This is a genomic window from Nonomuraea sp. NPDC050328 (assembly GCF_044459405.1).
Classification (GTDB): Bacteria; Actinomycetota; Actinomycetes; order Streptosporangiales; family Streptosporangiaceae; genus Nonomuraea.
Map to the genome: position 1 here is coordinate 269850 of NZ_JBITIW010000005.1, position 15824 is coordinate 285673.

At 72.1% G+C, this 15824-nt stretch carries 15 protein-coding genes; 10 read left to right on the forward strand and 5 right to left on the reverse strand.

Going from position 1 to position 15824, the window contains the following annotated elements:
* The first annotated feature begins 112 nt into the window (after positions 1 to 112).
* Both ACIBG7_RS20975 and ACIBG7_RS20980 read left to right on the forward strand, forming a co-directional pair.
* Positions 113 to 1093 carry an aldo/keto reductase gene (locus ACIBG7_RS20975; protein ID WP_357928268.1) on the forward strand — a complete coding sequence of 327 codons (981 nt, stop codon included), beginning with the start codon at positions 113 to 115 and terminating at the stop codon, positions 1091 to 1093.
* Between the two features lie 48 nt (positions 1094 to 1141).
* Complete coding sequence (locus ACIBG7_RS20980) at positions 1142 to 1771, forward strand: class I SAM-dependent methyltransferase (RefSeq protein WP_397337293.1); 630 nt, start codon at positions 1142 to 1144, stop codon at positions 1769 to 1771.
* Between the two features lie 3 nt (positions 1772 to 1774).
* Here the strand turns inward: ACIBG7_RS20980 and ACIBG7_RS20985 are convergent, their stop codons facing one another.
* Positions 1775 to 2410 (reverse strand): CatB-related O-acetyltransferase, encoded by a 636-nt coding sequence (locus ACIBG7_RS20985; protein ID WP_357928273.1) that lies wholly within the window; start codon positions 2408 to 2410, stop codon positions 1775 to 1777.
* Positions 2411 to 2518: 108 nt separating this feature from the next.
* Here ACIBG7_RS20985 and ACIBG7_RS20990 point away from each other — a divergent pair, with 108 nt between their 5' ends.
* A complete protein-coding gene (locus ACIBG7_RS20990; RefSeq protein ID WP_397337294.1) occupies positions 2519 to 3172 on the forward strand; it encodes a TetR/AcrR family transcriptional regulator in 654 nt (217 codons plus the stop codon).
* Entirely contained in the window at positions 3169 to 3600 is a 432-nt protein-coding gene (locus ACIBG7_RS20995; protein ID WP_397337296.1) for an NUDIX domain-containing protein, read from the forward strand. The genes ACIBG7_RS20990 and ACIBG7_RS20995 overlap by 4 nt, the downstream gene beginning before the upstream one ends.
* Positions 3601 to 3607: 7 nt before the next feature.
* Here ACIBG7_RS20995 and ACIBG7_RS21000 read toward each other — a convergent pair whose 3' ends face one another.
* Positions 3608 to 4450, reverse strand: a complete 843-nt coding sequence (locus ACIBG7_RS21000; RefSeq protein ID WP_397337297.1) for an SDR family NAD(P)-dependent oxidoreductase — start codon at positions 4448 to 4450, stop codon at positions 3608 to 3610.
* A gap of 89 nt (positions 4451 to 4539) precedes the next feature.
* Here ACIBG7_RS21000 and ACIBG7_RS21005 point away from each other — a divergent pair, with 89 nt between their 5' ends.
* On the forward strand, positions 4540 to 5160 hold the full coding sequence (locus ACIBG7_RS21005; protein WP_357928284.1) for a TetR family transcriptional regulator: 621 nt from the start codon (positions 4540 to 4542) through the stop codon (positions 5158 to 5160).
* On the opposite strand, the gene ACIBG7_RS21010 is transcribed toward ACIBG7_RS21005, so the two are convergent.
* Complete coding sequence (locus ACIBG7_RS21010; protein ID WP_397337298.1) at positions 5157 to 7640, reverse strand: M14 family zinc carboxypeptidase; 2484 nt, start codon at positions 7638 to 7640, stop codon at positions 5157 to 5159. The two genes, ACIBG7_RS21005 and ACIBG7_RS21010, sit on opposite strands and share 4 nt — an antisense overlap.
* Before the next feature lie 33 nt (positions 7641 to 7673).
* Between ACIBG7_RS21010 and polX the strand changes: the two genes are divergently transcribed.
* A complete protein-coding gene (gene polX, locus ACIBG7_RS21015) occupies positions 7674 to 9359 on the forward strand; it encodes a DNA polymerase/3'-5' exonuclease PolX (RefSeq protein WP_397337299.1) in 1686 nt (561 codons plus the stop codon).
* Positions 9360 to 9375: 16 nt separating this feature from the next.
* On the opposite strand, the gene ACIBG7_RS21020 is transcribed toward polX, so the two are convergent.
* A complete protein-coding gene (locus ACIBG7_RS21020; protein ID WP_357928290.1) occupies positions 9376 to 10383 on the reverse strand; it encodes a DUF4073 domain-containing protein in 1008 nt (335 codons plus the stop codon).
* Positions 10384 to 10533: 150 nt separating this feature from the next.
* On the opposite strand from ACIBG7_RS21020, the gene ACIBG7_RS21025 reads away from it, so the two are divergent.
* Positions 10534 to 11589, forward strand: coding sequence for a sulfite oxidase (locus ACIBG7_RS21025; RefSeq protein WP_357928293.1), 1056 nt, complete (start codon positions 10534 to 10536; stop codon positions 11587 to 11589).
* 131 nt (positions 11590 to 11720) lie between these two features.
* Positions 11721 to 13199: a wax ester/triacylglycerol synthase family O-acyltransferase gene (locus ACIBG7_RS21030; RefSeq protein WP_397337300.1), complete on the forward strand. Its 1479-nt coding sequence runs from the start codon at positions 11721 to 11723 to the stop codon at positions 13197 to 13199.
* On the opposite strand, the gene ACIBG7_RS21035 is transcribed toward ACIBG7_RS21030, so the two are convergent.
* Positions 13137 to 13682 carry a helix-turn-helix domain-containing protein gene (locus ACIBG7_RS21035; protein WP_357928299.1) on the reverse strand — a complete coding sequence of 182 codons (546 nt, stop codon included), beginning with the start codon at positions 13680 to 13682 and terminating at the stop codon, positions 13137 to 13139. The genes ACIBG7_RS21030 and ACIBG7_RS21035 overlap by 63 nt on opposite strands.
* 68 nt (positions 13683 to 13750) lie before the next feature.
* Here ACIBG7_RS21035 and ACIBG7_RS21040 point away from each other — a divergent pair, with 68 nt between their 5' ends.
* Together ACIBG7_RS21040 and ACIBG7_RS21045 are read left to right on the forward strand one after the other, a co-directional pair.
* A complete protein-coding gene (locus tag ACIBG7_RS21040; protein WP_397337301.1) occupies positions 13751 to 14326 on the forward strand; it encodes a TetR/AcrR family transcriptional regulator in 576 nt (191 codons plus the stop codon).
* Positions 14316 to 15806: an MFS transporter gene (locus ACIBG7_RS21045; protein WP_397337302.1), complete on the forward strand. Its 1491-nt coding sequence runs from the start codon at positions 14316 to 14318 to the stop codon at positions 15804 to 15806. The genes ACIBG7_RS21040 and ACIBG7_RS21045 overlap by 11 nt, the downstream gene beginning before the upstream one ends.
* The last annotated feature ends 18 nt before the right edge of the window (positions 15807 to 15824 follow it).

Consider the following 15824-nt stretch of genomic DNA (forward strand, 5'->3'; position numbering starts at 1 on the left):
GGTGCAGGGATTGAGCCGTGTGCTGCGGGGCTGGGGCCCGCGCGCCTCCCTCTTCCTCCAAACCGCCCCATCTAACGCGAACCTCTCGAAGGGCGCCCTCTACCATCGGCGCATGGACTCCATCCGACTTGGAAACAGCGGCCTGAAGGTCTCCCCCATCTGCCTGGGCATGATGAGCTACGGCGATCCGGCCAGGCTCGAGTGGTCGCTCACCGAGGAGCAGGCCGAGCCGATCGTGCGTCGCGCCGTGGAGTCGGGGATCACCTTCTTCGACACCGCCGACGTCTACAGCGCCGGGCAGTCCGAGCGCGTCACCGGCAGCCTGCTGCGCAAGCTCTTCCCCCGGCGGGAGGAGTACGTCCTGGCGACCAAGGTCTACTTCCCCATGGGCAAGGCGGCCAACGACGGCGGCCTGTCGCGCAAGCACATCATGTCCGCCATCGACGCCTCCCTCGACCGGCTTGGCACCGACTACGTCGACCTCTACCAGATCCACCGCTTCGACGAGGAGACGCCGATCGAGGAGACCATGGAGGCGCTCCACGACGTGGTCCGCTCCGGCAAGGCCCGCTACATCGGCGCCTCCTCCATGGCCGCCTGGCAGTTCTCCAAGGCCCAGTACACCGCCTCGGCCAACGGCTGGACGCGCTTCGTCTCCATGCAGAACCACTACAACCTGCTCTACCGCGAGGAGGAGCGCGAGATGTTGCCGCTCTGCCTGGACCAGGGCGTGGGGGCCATCCCGTGGTCGCCGCTCGCCCGCGGCGTCCTGGCCCGTGCGGGCTCCTCCTCCGCCTCCGGTACGGCCCGCGCCACCAGCAGGGACGCGCAGCGCATCGAGTACCTCTACGACGCCGAGAACGACGCGGCCATCCTCGACCGGCTCGCCCAGGTCTCCCGTGAGCGCTCCCTGCCCGCCGCCCAGATCGCCCTCGCCTGGCTCCTCCACCAGCCGGCCGTCACCGCGCCCATCATCGGCGCCACCAAGGACCGGCACGTCGACGACGCGGTGGCCGCCGCCTCGGTCCGGCTCACGGACAAGGAACTCGCCTTCCTCGCCGAGCCGTACACCCCACGCCCGGTCCGCTCCTGATCTCCACCGTCCACAGCCCGTCGGGGGCGGTCCGCCAGGTGAGGTGCCGTGAGCCAGAAGGCGTACTGGAACGGGGTGGGGGCGGGGAAGACGTTCACCCACCCGGTGCAGCACCAGTGGCTGGCCGGGGTGGATCGGGGGGCGCGGGTCCTGGACTACGGGTGCGGGTACGGGCGCGTGGTGGCCGAGTTGGGCGAGCACGGGTTCCGGGACGTCTCCGGGGTGGACATCTCGCCGGCGTTGGTCGCTCGGGGGCGGAAGGACGGGCTGCGGCTCAGCGTGCTGGAGTCGCCGCCCGTCCTTCCGCATGCGGCGGGGAGCGTGGACGTGGTCCTGTTGTTCGCGGTGCTGACGTGCGTGCCCGAGGACGAGGCGCAGCGGGCCATGGTGGCGGAGCTGGTCCGGGTGCTGGCGCCGGGCGGGCTGCTGTACGTGAGCGACCTGCTGCTGCAGGACGACCGGCGCAACCGGGACCGCTACGCCGCCCAGGCGGCGCGGGGCGGCCTGCCGTACGGGGCGTTCGTGACCGGTGACGGGGCGGTCTGCCGGCACCACGACCTCGGCCACCTGCGCGCGCTGCTGGCGGAGGTCGAGGTGGTGGACGAGCGCCGGATCGAGGTCACCACGATGAACGGGCACCCGGCGCGGGCGGTCCAGTTGCTGGCCCGCAAGAGCTGAGCGTCAGGACGCCTGCTCCAGGGCGTCCACGCTGCCGGACATGATCGTGCGCAGGTTGGCGGTGATGCGGTCGAGCGGCCAGTCCCACCAGGCGATGGCGAGGAGCCGGTCGACGTCGGCGTCGCTGTAGCGGCGGCGGATGAGCTTGGCCGGGTTGCCGCCGACGATGCCGTAGTCGGGCACGTCGTCGACGACGACCGCACCGGAGGCGATGATCGCCCCGTGGCCGATGCGCACGCCGGGCATCACCATCGACCGGTACCCGAACCAGACGTCGTGGCCGACCACGGTGTCCCCCCGCCCCGGCAGCCCGGCGATGAGGTCGAAGTGCTCCGACCACGACCCGCCCATGATCGGGAACGGGAAGGTCGAGGGGCCGTCCATGCGGTGGTTGGCGCCGTTCATGATGAACCGCACCCCCTCCCCCAGCGCGCAGAACTTGCCGATGACCAGCTTCTCCGGGCCGTAGTGGTAGAGCACGTTACGGGTCTCGAAGGCGGTCGGCTCGTCCGGGTCGTCGTAGTAGGAGAACTCGCCGACCTCGATCAGCGGCGAGGTGACCAGGGGCTTGAGCAGCACCACCCGCGGCTGGCCGGGCATGGGGTGGAGCACGGTCGGATCCGCGGGGACACGTGACATACGGATGGTTCCCTCCTGTGCGGGACCGCCGGGCGACCCGCTAATGCGACAAGTGCTACATTAAGATCCTGCCACGCCCGCCGCCCGCCGAGCAAACCGGATGCCCCCGTGACCACTCCCCACGAGCAGAGCGCCCCGCCCGCCCGCCGCAGACCAGGAGGGCGTACGGCCCGCACCCGCGCCCAGGTGCTCGACGCCGTCCTGGCCGAGCTCGGCGAGCACGGCTACGACGGGCTGACCATGGACGCCGTCGCCGCCCGGGCCGGCGTGCACCGGGCGACGGTGTACCGGCGGTGGGGCGACGTCGGCGGCCTGCTCGCCGACTTCCTGGACGCGGCCGGCGAGGACGGCTGGCAGCCGGCCGACACCGGCTCGCTGACCGGCGACCTCGCGGCGCTGAACCGGGAGATCCAGGAGGCGCTGACCATGGAGCCGCCCGTGGTCTCCGCGCTGATCGCCGCCTCGTTCCGGTCGGAGCAGGCCGAGCGGGCGCAACGGCGGCTGTGGGACGATCGCTACACCCGGTGCGAGGCCATCGTGACGCGGGCGGTCGAGCGCGGCGAGGTCCCGGCCGGGGCCGACGCCCGGCGGCTGCTGATCGCGGCCACCGCGCCGGTCTACCACCAGCTCGTCCTGCTCCGGATGCCGGTCGAGGCGGACCTGCCCGAGCAGGCGGCCAGAACCGCCGCGCTGGCCGCGGCCGCCGGAGCCTTCTCCCCGCCGCCGGCCCAGGCCGGCCCTCCGGCGAAAGGCAGCCCGTGACCGACCGCGCCAAGCCCATCAGGGAGAAGGCCCTCTGCTACATCGTCCGCGACGGCCGGTTGCTCGTCTTCCGGCACGTGGACGTCCCGCTGGAGGAGGCCGGGGTGCAGGTGCCCGCCGGCGGGATCGAGGCCGGCGAGACGCCCGAGGAGGGCGCCCTGCGCGAGGCCCGGGAGGAGACCGGGCTGACCGAGCTGTCGATCATGCGCAAGCTCGGCGTCACCGACTACGACGTCACGCCGTACCGGTGGGAGATCCAGCGGCTGCACGTGTTCCACCTGGCGCTGCACCAGGAGACGCCCGAGCGCTGGGCCAGCGAGGAGCGCGGCGGGGGCGCGGCGATCCGGCTGGAGTGTTTCTGGATTCCGCTGGAGCAGGGTCACGTGCTGGCCGGAGGCCAGGGCGCGCTGCTGTCCCGCCTGTTCTGAGCGCGCGCTAGCGGGGGGCGGGGATGCGGTCGAGCAGGCCGGTGGTCAGGTGGTCGAGCCGGGCCGCGGCGGCCGGGTCGAAGTCCTCGCCGGCCGGCTCCAGCGGCTTGCCGCGCAGGTAGGCGGTGAGGGCGGGCCGCGGCGGGGCGTCCATCAGGGCGAGCATCGGCCCGATCGCCTTGCCGACCGGCTTGGCGAAGAGCCGGGCGAGCACCTTGAGCGCGGCGCGCTTGGGCTGCGGCAGGGGGTCGGCGAGGCCGGTGTCGACGAAGCCGGGGTTGTAGAGGACGTACCGTGTCCGGGCGTCCGGGTGCCGGGCCGGGAAGGCGACGCCGAGCAGGTCGTTGCAGCGGGAGGCCTGCATCGACGCGCGCATCCCGGAGTAGCCGTCGCGCCACTGGAGGTCGTCCCAGTTGATCCGGCCCGGCAGCCCGCCGGGCCCCGCGAGGTTGAGCACGACGGGCGCCTCGGCGCGTTCGAGGTGACCGAGCAGCCCGTGGCCGAGCACGAACCGGCTCAGGTAGGCGAGCGCGAAGGTGAACTCCAGCCCGTCCGCCGTCTCCTCGCGGGCGGTGCGGAAGCGCTGGGCGCCGAAGACCAGCCCGTCCACGGCCTCGGTGGCCGCGCTCACCCGCTCGACCACCTGCCGCATCCCGGCGACGATGCTCAGGTCGGCCTGGAGGAACACCGCCCGGTCGGCCGCGCCGGCCCGCCGCGCCTCGGCGAGGAAGGCCTGGCCCTTCGCCGCGCCGCTGGCCACGGCGATCACCCGGTCGCCGCGCCGCAGGAAGTGCAGGCCCAAGCCCTTGCCCAGGCCGTCCGTGCCGCCAGTGATCACATAGGTCCGCATGCCCCAGCCCTTCTAAGTCATCGGTCGGTGACATGGAGACTAGGCCGCATGCCTGGATAAGTCAACGTTCGATGACTTATGATGACTTCATGGACCACCACCGACGCCGCGACAAGGCCGCCACCCGCGCCAAACTCCTCGACGCCGCCCGCCTGCGCTTCGCCCGGCACGGCTTCGACGGCACCGGCGTCCGCGACATCGCGGCCGACGTCGGCGTCGATCCCGCGCTGGTCTTCCGCTACTTCGGCTCCAAGGAGCAGCTCCACGACGAGGCCGTGCGGATGGAGATCCCGGAAGGCCTCGCCGCCGACCCGGACCGGCCGCTCTCCGACGTCGTCGGCACGCTGCTGCACGAGGTCGTCTTCGCCGGCTGGGAGCAGTTCGACGGCGACCACCCGCTGCTGGTGATGTTGCGCTCGGCCGGGCAGCCGGCCATCCGGGAGCAGGTGCGCACGCAGGTCTGCGAGGGCTACCTGCCCGAGTTCGCCGCCCGGATGGGCGGCGACAACCCCGCCCTGCGGGCCGAACTGGCCGGGGCGCTCCTGCTCGGCATGGGCGTCATGCGCTCCCTGCTCGACACCCCGGCCCTGCGCGAGGCCTCCTTCGAGGAGACCCGCGCCCTGGTCGCCCGGCTCGTCGACGCGCTGGTGGACGCGCCTCGGCCCGGGCGCGGCGGGCGCGACCGGGCCGAGGGACGGGGAGCCTCCTAGCGGGTGACGGTCTGGCCCGAGGTGACCGAGGTCCAGTACAGAGCCCCCGCCACCTGGGCGAACAGGCCCTTCGGGTGGTTGCGGAACAACGGCTCGGTCCCGAAGACGACCACGGCCGCGCCGCGCTCGTCCCGGCCGCTGATGACGGCGGCCTGGCCGCGGGCGGCCTCGGGGCCACCGGCGCCGGCGGAGGTGGCCCGCCAGTGGCCGGAGACCAGGGGGCCGTCGGTGGCGTAGGACTGCTCGGCCTTCACGCCGGGCCCGAGGTCGGTGAACCAGCGGGGCGAGTAGACGAACGAGTGCTCGCCCGAGGCCATCCGCACCACGCCGTTGCCGTCGGGGTTGCCCGCGACGTGCGTGGCCGCCAGCAGGCCGGCCGCGGCGTTGAAGGCGGCTCCGGTGTTGCCGCGCGTGACGACGCCGCCGGAGGCCAGGTAGGCGTCGAGCGCGGCGCGGGCGGCCGGGTTGAGCGCGGCGTAGGACAGGCCGCTGGAGACGTACAGGACGTCGGTGGTGCTCCAGTCGTAGCCCGCGTTCAGCAGCGCGGTGTTCACCGGGGTGACCCGGAAGCCCAGCTCACGCAGGGTGAACAGCTCGTCGGCCGAGGCGGCGGCGGTGATGCGGACCGGCGTCAGGACCGGGCCCTCGCCTGCCGTACCGGCTCGGGTGAAGCGCACGCCGTAGCGGTCGGCCACCTCGCGGGCGGCGGCACGGGCCGAGGCGGGCACGACGGCGGAGCCGTCGCCCGCCCAGGTGACCGCGACACCCCGGCCGATCAGGTCGTTGACGGCCTGGACGTCCTTGCCGTCGGCGACCTTGAGCGCCAGGGCGCCGCCGCCGGAGGGCACGTGACCGGTGGGCGAGGCGGCGGCGACCGGGGCGGCGACGACGCGCAGCCGCTCGGTGACCGGCGTCACGGGAGCGCCCCACAGCAGCGAGTGGCTCCAGCCGGAGATGTCGTACATGGCCTCCACGCGCGGGCTGATGTCGGCGCCGCGCTCCAGGATGACGTTGGCCAGGCCGCGCTTGGGCTGGCGCATGTCGACGACGTAGGTGCCGGCCGGGTGCGTGCTGCCGCCGGAGCGGAAGGGCAGCAGCGCCTTGCCGACGCGGACGTCGTTGGCGGCCAGGAAGTCGACCAGCCGCGCCGCGGCCGGGCCGGAGGCGGGGATGACGTAGGCGCGGGGGTAGGTGGTGTTGTAGACGTCCTCGGGCCCGAAGCCGGGCACGATGCCCAGCGGCACGACCTTGGACGGCTCGCCGGCCGCGCCGCGGCGGAACCACTCGACCTGGTCGGCGACCAGCTTGGCGCCGTTCTTGCCCACGTGCTGGTAGGTGCCGCGGATGGCGGCGGCGTGAATGTCGGTGTTGATGCGCGAGCGCCGGCGCAGTTCCTCGACCGGGAGCGAGGTGTAGGCGGCGTTGTTGACCTGGAGCGGCACCTCGATGGTCTGGGCGATCACCGCGCCGTGGAAGGGGGCGTACTGCGGGGTGAAGATGGGCGGCCAGTCGTCCCAGCCGTCGACGTAGTCGCGGAAGGGGATCTCGACCGGCAGCACGCCGTCGGGCTCGGGCTTGTAGCCGAGGCCGTTGATGGCGCTCTCCAGGTTGAGACCGTTGGCCCAGGTGTTGGTGATGAACAGGTCGTACTCGTAGTTGGCCCCGTGCGGCGGGGTGGTCGGCTCGACCAGCGTGCCGTTGACGTAGCCGTGCAGGTCGATCATGGCCACCGGCTGGGTGTCGATCATGATCTGCCGCATGACCCGGGCCTCGGGCTGCGAGACGGTGATCATGTCGCGGTTGAGGTCGAAGCCGTTGCCGTTGGCGCGGGTGTTGACGATGCGCCCGTCGGGGTTGGCCACGACGTTGAAGTGCAGGCGGGTGGTCTTGAGCATCTGCACCACGTCGGGCGCGGTGCTGGTGGCCAGCTCCTCGATCACCCGCAGGGCGGCGTCGACGCCTTCGAACTCGTTGCCGTGGATGCTGGAGTTGACGTAGACCGGGGCCTTGTAGCCGCGCGGCGGCTTGTGGCCCTCCTCGATGAGGCGGCGGCCGAGCTCCTGCTTCCAGTCCTCGGCGGCGCTCTCCGGCGCGGTCACGGTGACGAGGTAGAGGTCGCGCCCGCCGGCGCTGCGGCCGACGATCTCGGCGCTGACCCGGTCGCCGAGGGCCTGGATGGCGTTGAGCTTGCCGGCGACCGCGTGGTAGGGCGTCAGGCCGAGCTTGATCGCCGCGTCACCGGGGTTCTCCGGAGGGATCGGGAGGGTCGTCTTGCGCGGGTAGCCGCGGTCGCGCCGGAGCGGCGCGGGGGCGGCCCGGTCGGCGGAGAAGGCCGAGACCTGCTCCTGGACGAGCGAGGCCTCCTCGTTCCGCTCGGGGCCGTTGCCGTGCTCGCGCTTGGGCTTGCCGGGGTCCGCTACGGCCGTTCCCGCGGGGATGAGGAGGAAGGTGGCTAAGAGAGCCGTGAGGATGCGACGCATGATCGAGCGTTGCACGCGCCCTAAGCTGTGTCCATGGCTAGGGCAAATGACGAGGCGTCGGCGGCACTGCAGGAGTACGCCGAGCTGTTCGCGCTGACCGGGGGCGACGCCTTCCGGGTGCGGAGCTACCAGAAGGCGGCCAAGGCCATCGCGGGCTTCCCCGAGGACATCGCCACGGTGAACGTGCGGACGGTGCCGGGCGTCGGCGAGGCGATCGCGCTGAAGATGGAGGAGTTCCTGGAGCGCGGCAGCTTCCGCCAGCTCGACGCGCTGCGCGAGCGCGTCCCGGCGGGCGTGCGGAACCTGACGCGGGTGCCCTCGCTCGGGCCGAAGACGGCGATCATGCTGTTCGAGGACTTCGGCATCGACTCCCCCGCCGCCCTGGCCGAGGCGATCACCGGCGGGCGGCTCGACGGGGTCAAGGGCCTGGGCCCGAAGACACTGGCCAACCTGCTGCACGGCATCGAGCAATTGGAGCAGTCCGGCCGCCGGGTGCACATCGGCGTGGCCATGAACCTGGCCGAGCAGGTGATGGCCTCGCTGAGCGCCGAGCGCATCGCCTACGCGGGCTCGTTGCGCCGGATGAAGGACACCATCGGCGACATCGACATCCTCGCCGTGGCCGGTCCCGAGATCATGGCGGACTTCCGGAGCCGGCCGTACGTCGCGGAGGTGATCGCGGCGGGCGAGAAGAAGACCTCGATCCGCACCACCTCGGGCCTCCAGGTGGACCTGCGGGTGGTGCCGGGCGAGTCGTGGGGCGCGGCGATGCAGTACTTCACCGGCTCCAAGGAGCACAACGTGGCGCTCCGGGAGATCGCCGTCAAGAAGGGCTGGAAGCTCTCGGAGTACGGGCTCTTCGAGGGCGAGCGCGTGCTGGCCGCCGCCGAGGAGGAGGACATCTACGCCGCGCTCGGCCTGCAGTACGTGCCGCCGCCCCTGCGGGAGGACGGCGGCGAGGTGCGGGCGGCGCAGCGCGGCGAGCTGCCGGTGCTGGTGGAGCTGGCCGACCTCAAGGGTGACCTGCACACCCACACCGACCTCACCGACGGCGTGGCCTCGCTGGAGGACATGGTCGCCGCCGGGCACGCGCGCGGCTACGCCTACTACGCGGTCACCGACCACGCCCCCGACCTCACCATGCAGCGCATGACGCTGGACAAGGCCCTGGAGCAGCGCGGCCGGCTGCGCGCGCTCCAGGCGAGCTACCCGGACATGCGGCTGCTGCACGGCACCGAGCTCAACATCGCGCCGGACGGCTCGGTGGACTGGCCGGCCGAGGTGCTGCAGGGCTTCGACGTCTGCGTGGCCTCGGTGCACTCGCACTTCGGCCAGTCGCGCGAGGAGATGACCAGGCGCTTCATCGCCGCCTGCGAGAACCCGGACGTGCACGTCATCGGCCACCCGACCACCCGCAAGATCGGCAAGCGCCCGGCCGTCGACTGCGACTGGGACGCCGTCTTCCGTGCCGCCGCCCGCACCGGCACGGCCATGGAGATCGACTCCTATCCCGACCGCTCCGACCTGCCCGCCGAGCTGGTACGGCTGGCGCGCCACCACGGCGTGAAGTTCTCCATCGACAGCGACTCGCACGCCGTCCCGCACCTGGCCCACCAGCGCTACGGCATCGGCATCGCCCAGCGCGCCTGGCTGACCGCGGACGACGTGATCAACACCTGGCCGCTGGAGCGGCTGCTGGCCTTCCTGCGCCGGGACTGATCACGCTACGCGGAGATCAGTGGCAGGCGCCGCGGCACCGGCCGTGCAGCGGCACCCGCAGCTCCTTGAGCCAGGTCCCGCGGTAGAAGTCGCGAGCCTTGATCACGACCTCCTTGTTCGTGACCTCGACCTGCAGCCCGGCGTTCTCGTCGCGGCTCAGCGCGCGCTCGCCGCCGGTGCCGTTGTCGGTCCACTGGGTCTCCATGGCTCCGGTGTTCACCACGGTGAAGCCTTCGAGGTTGCCGGTGGCCGGCACGACCTTGCGCACGGCCCAGTCCGACAGGTTCAGGTCCCAGTGCGTGTGCGAGGTGAACAGGAACGCGTCCTTGTGCTTGCCGAGCGTGGCCAGCAGCCGGTCGGCCTGGAGGTAGTCGGCGGAGTACAGCTTGTTGCGGGTGCCCGAGACGGTGTCCGGCAGGACGTGGTGGGAGAAGACGAAGACCGGCTTGCCGCGGCGGGCCCAGAACGCCAGGCGCTGGTCGAGCCACGTGAGCTGCTCCTCGCTCATCCAGACCTCGTCCCACTTGGTGGCGTCGTGGTACTTCATGTACTTCTCGGTGCCGAGCATGAGCATGGGCACGCCGTTCACGACGCGCTCGTAGTAGACCTTGTCCAGCCCGGTGAAGTCGTAGAAGTTCTGGAAGAGCTGGGCCTCGGTGGTCCCGTTCGGCCAGGTGGCCTGGCACAGCTTGGTGGGGTCGCAGTACTTGGGCACGTAGAACTCGTGGTTGCCGATGGTGAAGAAGGTGTCGGCCGGGTGCGGGTGCTCGGCCAGCACCTTCTTGACCTGGTCGTACTCGAAGTCGTAGCCGCGCGAGGTGATGTCGCCGTTGACGATCAGCGCGCTGGAGCCGGGGTTGATCTCGCGCATCTGGTCGAGCGCGCGGCCGAAGTCGGCCGTGTCGCCCTGGATGTCGCTGACCACGTTGAAGGTGACCGCGTGCGGGGAGGCCGCGGCGGCGGGGGCGGCCAGGGGCGCGAGCAGGACTGCCGCCAGGAGAGCGGGCTTGAGCAGGAGTTTCACGGGAAGATTCCAGAGGTACGGCATAGCCGCCCCATGATCCGTTCATGTCAAAAGGGCGACAAACAACGTAATTTCCGGACAAATAGGTTTTCCCTATCGTCGCTATCACGCTTTGATTAGATGGTTTGCCGGTAGGGAATTAGGAGAAGCATGAGGCCTCCGACGTCGACCATCCCCAAGATCGTCAAGCCACTCCCCCCGGAGCTCTTCACCGAGCGGGAGACGGGCGCGGAGATGCGCTGGGCGGCGATGGCGGGACAGGGCTACCACACGCCCGTCGACCGCTTCTTCGTCCGCAACCACACCGCCACCCCGCTCATCGAGCCCTCCACCTGGCGGCTGCGCGTGCACGGCGACGGCCTGGCCGGCGCGCTCGACCTGACCTACGGCCAGCTCCTGGCCATGCCCGCGCGCACGATCGACGCCGCCGTGGAGTGCGCGGGCAACGGCCGCCGCTTCTACGGCACGCAGCAGGGCCGCCCCGCCCCCGGCACCCAGTGGGGCCTGGGCGCGATCGGGGTCGCCCGCTGGCGGGGCGTGCCGCTGAGGCACGTCCTCGAACGGGCCGGACTGCGTCCCGACGCGCGCGAGGTGCTGGCCACCGGCCTGGACGAGCCCTTCGAGGAGCACGGCCACGTCCGCCGCCCGCTGCCGCTGGCCAAGGCGCTCGACGACGTGCTGATCGCCTACGAGATGAACGGCCGGCCACTGCCGCCCGACCACGGGTTCCCGGCGCGGCTGATCGTCCCGGGATGGGCGGGAATCGCGTCCATCAAATGGCTCGGCGAGCTCGAAGTATCCCCCCGGCCGCTGTTCACTCCGTGGAACACGCTTTTCTATCGCGACGTCACCACCATGCCGGTGAAAAGCGCCTTCGCCGTGGACCCGGACGCGACATTCGCCGCCGGCCGCCCGCATCTGCTGAGCGGCCGGTCGTGGTCGGGCACGGGCCGCATCGTCGCCGTGGAGGTCAGCCTGGACGGCGGCGCGAGCTGGCGGCCGGCCGAGCACCGGGGCCGCCACCTGGCCGGAGCCTGGCTGCCGTGGCACGTGACCTGGCGTCCCGAGCACCCCGGCCGGCACGTCCTGCTGGCCCGCGCGCGCGACGAGAGCGGCGCCGGGCAGCCACTGGCCGCCGAATGGCAGCCGTCCGGATATCACTTCGACGCCGTTGTTCAACACCCGGTTTGGGTGACTCACAGATAGGCATTTATCACCACTTCGCTGACCTGCGGCTTCCGGTAAAGCACTCGCACGCGTCTGAAAGACTCTCGCGGGAAACGCCGCGGAAACGCTTCGCGGGCACGATGGAACGACACCGACGAGAGGAAGAGGCGATGCCTCAGCTGACCGCGCTCGACGCCCAGTTTCTCCACTTCGAGTCGCCGACCACCGCCGCGCACGTGGCCGGGGTCGCGATCCTGGAGGGCGGCGCGGTCACCGTGGACTCCCTGGCGGCGCTCCTCACCGAGCGCCTGCACCTGTCCCCCGCGCTGAGTCAGCGGTTGACCGGCCTGCCGTACGGTCTCGACCGGCCCCACTGGGCCCCCGATCCCGACTTCGACCTGTCCCACCACCTGGCCGAGCACACGCTGCCCGCGCCGGGCGACGAGCTGCGCCTGGCCGAGCTGCTGGCCCGGCTGCACGAGCGCCACCTCGACCGCGACCGCCCGCTGTGGGAGATGCACCTGGTCAAGGGCCTGTCCGGCGGGCGGGTGGCGCTCTACACCAAGGTGCACCACGCCGCCATCGACGGCGTCTCCGGCGCCGAGACCCTCGCCGCCCTCCTCGACCTCGGCCCCGAGCCGCGCGCCGTCGACCGTCCCGCACCCGGACGGCGGGCCGAGGGCCCGCACCCGGTCGAGCTGATCACCGCCGCGCTGACCGGGGCGCTGGCCCAGCCGGCGAACACCGCGCGCTCGCTGGCGGTGGCCGCGAGCGAGCTGGACGCCATCCCCCTGCTGTCGGCCCTGCCGGGCGCCGCCCGACTGGCCGGAGCCGCCCGGCGGCTGCTCGGCGACGACCGGCCGCGGCCCGAGCTGCCGCCGCTGGCCGCGCCCCGCACCCCGTTCAACGGGCCGATCACCGCGGGGCGGCGGCTGGCCTTCGGCTCGATCCCGCTCAAGGAGGTCAAGCAGGTCGCCAAGGGCTTCGGGGTGACGGTCAACGACGTGGTCATGGCGGTGTGCGCGGGGGCGCTGCGCTCGTGGCTGAAGGAGCGCGAGGCGCTGCCGGAGCAGCCGCTGGTGGCCGCCGTGCCGGTCGCCTGCCGTACCGCCGGGGGGCTCGACCGGGCGGGCAACCAGCTCGCGATGCTGGCCGTACCGCTGGCCACCGACGTGGCCGAGCCGCGCGAGCGGCTGGCCGCGGTGCGGGAGGCCACGGGCACGGCCAAGCGGCGGCTGGCGATGGCGCAGGGCAACTGGCTGGCCGAGCTGTGCGGGCTGCTGCCGACGGCGCTGGGCCGGGTGGCCACCGCGCCGCTCTCCCGGCTGGCCGCCTCGGCCTGCCCGCCGATCAACATCCTGATCAGCAACGTGCCGGGGCCGCAGTTCCCGCTCTACCTGTGCGGGGCGCGGGTGCTGTCGTACTTCCCGATCTCGGTGCTGACCGACCTGGGCGGCGGGGTCAACATCACCTGCTTCTCCTACGACGGCATGCTCGACTTCGGGCTGGTCTCCTGTCCGACCCGAGTGCCCGAGCCGGAGGGGCTGCTGGGTCACCTGCACAGCGCGATGAAGGAACTCGTGACGCTAGAGGAGGCCGCCGGCGATGAGTTCCGCCACCGCGTCGAGGTCGATGGGGTGCCCGGTTAGCTGGGTCAGCGTCTCCTGGTAGAGCAGCACCGCGGCGAAGGTGGCCGCGGCCGCCTCCAGCCGGGCCGCACCGCCTCGGGCGGTGGGCAGCGCCAGCTCCAGCGCGAAACGGGCCCGCCGGATCAGCTCGCCGTTGAGCCGGCCGATGCGCTCCTTGGCCGACACGTGCGTGTCGGCCTCGCGGAACAGGATGCGCCGCATCGCCGGTGAGGCGCGCAGCGGCAGCCGGTGGGCCAGCCTGGACAGCGTGCCGGCCGGATCGCCGGGCACCGCGTCCACGTCGCGGCCCTCCTCCACCAGCGTGCGCTCGTCGACCAGGGCCACCAGGACGTCGATCTTCTTCGGGAAGTAGTGGAAGACCAGGCCCTTCGGCACCCGCGCCTGTTCGGCGATCACCGAGGTCGGCGTCGCCTCGTACCCGCTGCCCGCGAAGAGCTCCTCGGCCGCGTCGAGGATGCGCGTGCGAGCGTCCCCGATTGCCATCCCCCGACGATAACCGCGCGGAAGGCCGCCGTATATACTGAGACAGTACTGTCGCAAATTATACGGATGTGTCGCATCAGATGGCCGTCAGCAAGGAACAGATCATCACTGCGGCGATCCGCCATCTCAACGGGTCGCCGGCCGCCTCCATGGGCCAGATCGCGCAGGCCGCGGGCATCAGCCGCGCCACCCTGCACCGGCACTTCGCCACCCGTGAAGACCTGATCATCGCGCTCGGCTGGCGGGCGCACGCCGCCTGGGAACGCGCCCAGGCCGAGGCCGGCCTGGAAGAGGCGCTCGGCGCCACCGACCGGGCCACGCTGGAGCAGGCGCTCCACCGGCTGATCACCCAGCACATCGAGGTCGCCGAGGAGCACGGCTTCGCGCTCACCGAGCACCTGATGGAGGTCGACGACGGCCTGGTGCGCCGGGCCCACGAGCTCGAGGAGCGCGAGGTGGTGCTCATCGAGGCCTGCCAGCGGGCCGGTGTGCTGCGCTCCGACATGTCCGCGCGCTGGATCAGCAACGTCTTCTTCGGCCTGCTGGTCACCGTGCGCGAAAGCCTGCGGCGTGGCGACGTCGCCCGGCGGGACGTGCCCCGCCTCCTGCTCGAAACCTTTCTCCGGGGGATCCATGAAGACTGAGACCACCGCTCCGCCGCACGCGCGGCGCTGGGCGGCCCTGGCGGTGCTCTCGGCCAGCCTGCTGCTGGTCGTGATGGACATGACCATCCTCAACGTCGCGCTGCCCGACATCTCGGCCGATCTCAAGCCGGGCGCGATCGAGCTGCTCTGGATGGTCGACATCTACTCGCTGGTCGTGGCCGGCCTGCTGGTCACGGTGAGCGCGCTGGGCGACCGGTGGGGGCGCAAGCGCATGCTCATCACCGGCTTCGCGGTGTTCGGGCTGGCCTCGGTCGCGGCGCTGTGGGCCGACAGCCCGGCCGAGGTGATCGCGGTGCGGGCCCTGCTCGGCGTCGGCGGTGCGATGATCATGCCGTCCACCCTGTCGATGATCCGTAACCTGTTCACTGACGCGCGGGAACGTGCCACGGCGCTCGGCATCTGGGCGGCCATGGCCGCGCTCGGCGGCGCGCTCGGGCCGATCGTCGGCGGCGTGCTGCTGGAGGCCTTCACCTGGCACGCCGCCTTCCTGGTCAACGTGCCCGTGATGGCGATCGCGGTGCTGGCCGGGCTGATCCTGCTGCCGGAGTCGCGCAACCCGGACCCCGGCCGCTGGGACGCCCTCGGCACGCTGCTGTCGATCGTGGGCATGGTCGCCCTGGTCTACGCGATCAAGCACCTGGCCAAAGACGGGGTCGACCCGCTGACCGTGGGCTCGCTCGTGCTGGCGGTGGTGACGCTGGCCTGGTTCGTCCGGCGCTGCCTGCACCGGTCCGACCCGCTGCTGGAGATCCGGCTCTTCCGCAACGGCGCCTTCTCCTCCGGCGTCATCGCCGCGCTGACCACCTCGGTGGCGATGGCCGCGATGATGTTGCTGATGGCGCAGTGGATGCAGCTCGTCCAGGGCTACTCGCCGCTGGAGACCGGCGTCCGGCTGCTGCCGATGGCGGTCGGCGCGGGCATCCTGTCGCCGCTGGCCCCGGCCATCGCCGCGCGCATCGGGGCGCGCACGGTGCTCTCCGGCGGCCTGGTGATCGCCGCGGGCGGCTTCGCGCTGCTGTGGGCCGCGCCGCTGACCTACCTGACCGTGGCCGGCTCGCTGCTGCTCATCGGCGCCGGCATGGGCTCGCTGGCCATCGCCTCGGCGGTCATCATGTCCGGCACGCCCGCCGCCAAGTCGGGCAGCGCCGCCGCCATCGAGGAGACCAGCTACGAGGTCGGTGGCACCCTGGGCGTCGCCGTCCTGGGCAGCCTCGCCGCCACCCTCTACCGCGGCGAACTGCCCCCGGGCAGCCCGGCCGTGGTGCGCGAGTCGCTCGGCGGAGCGCTGGCGGTGGCCCGCGAGAGCGGCTCGGCCGCCCTCGCCGAGCAGGCCAAGCGGGCCTTCACCGACTCCCTCACCCAGACCAGCCTGTACGGCGGGGCCATCATCCTGGTCGCCGCGGTGGTGATCTGGTTCCTCACGCCCCGCGATCTGGACCTCGGAGCCTCCCAGCACTGACCACCCCCCGGCGATGAG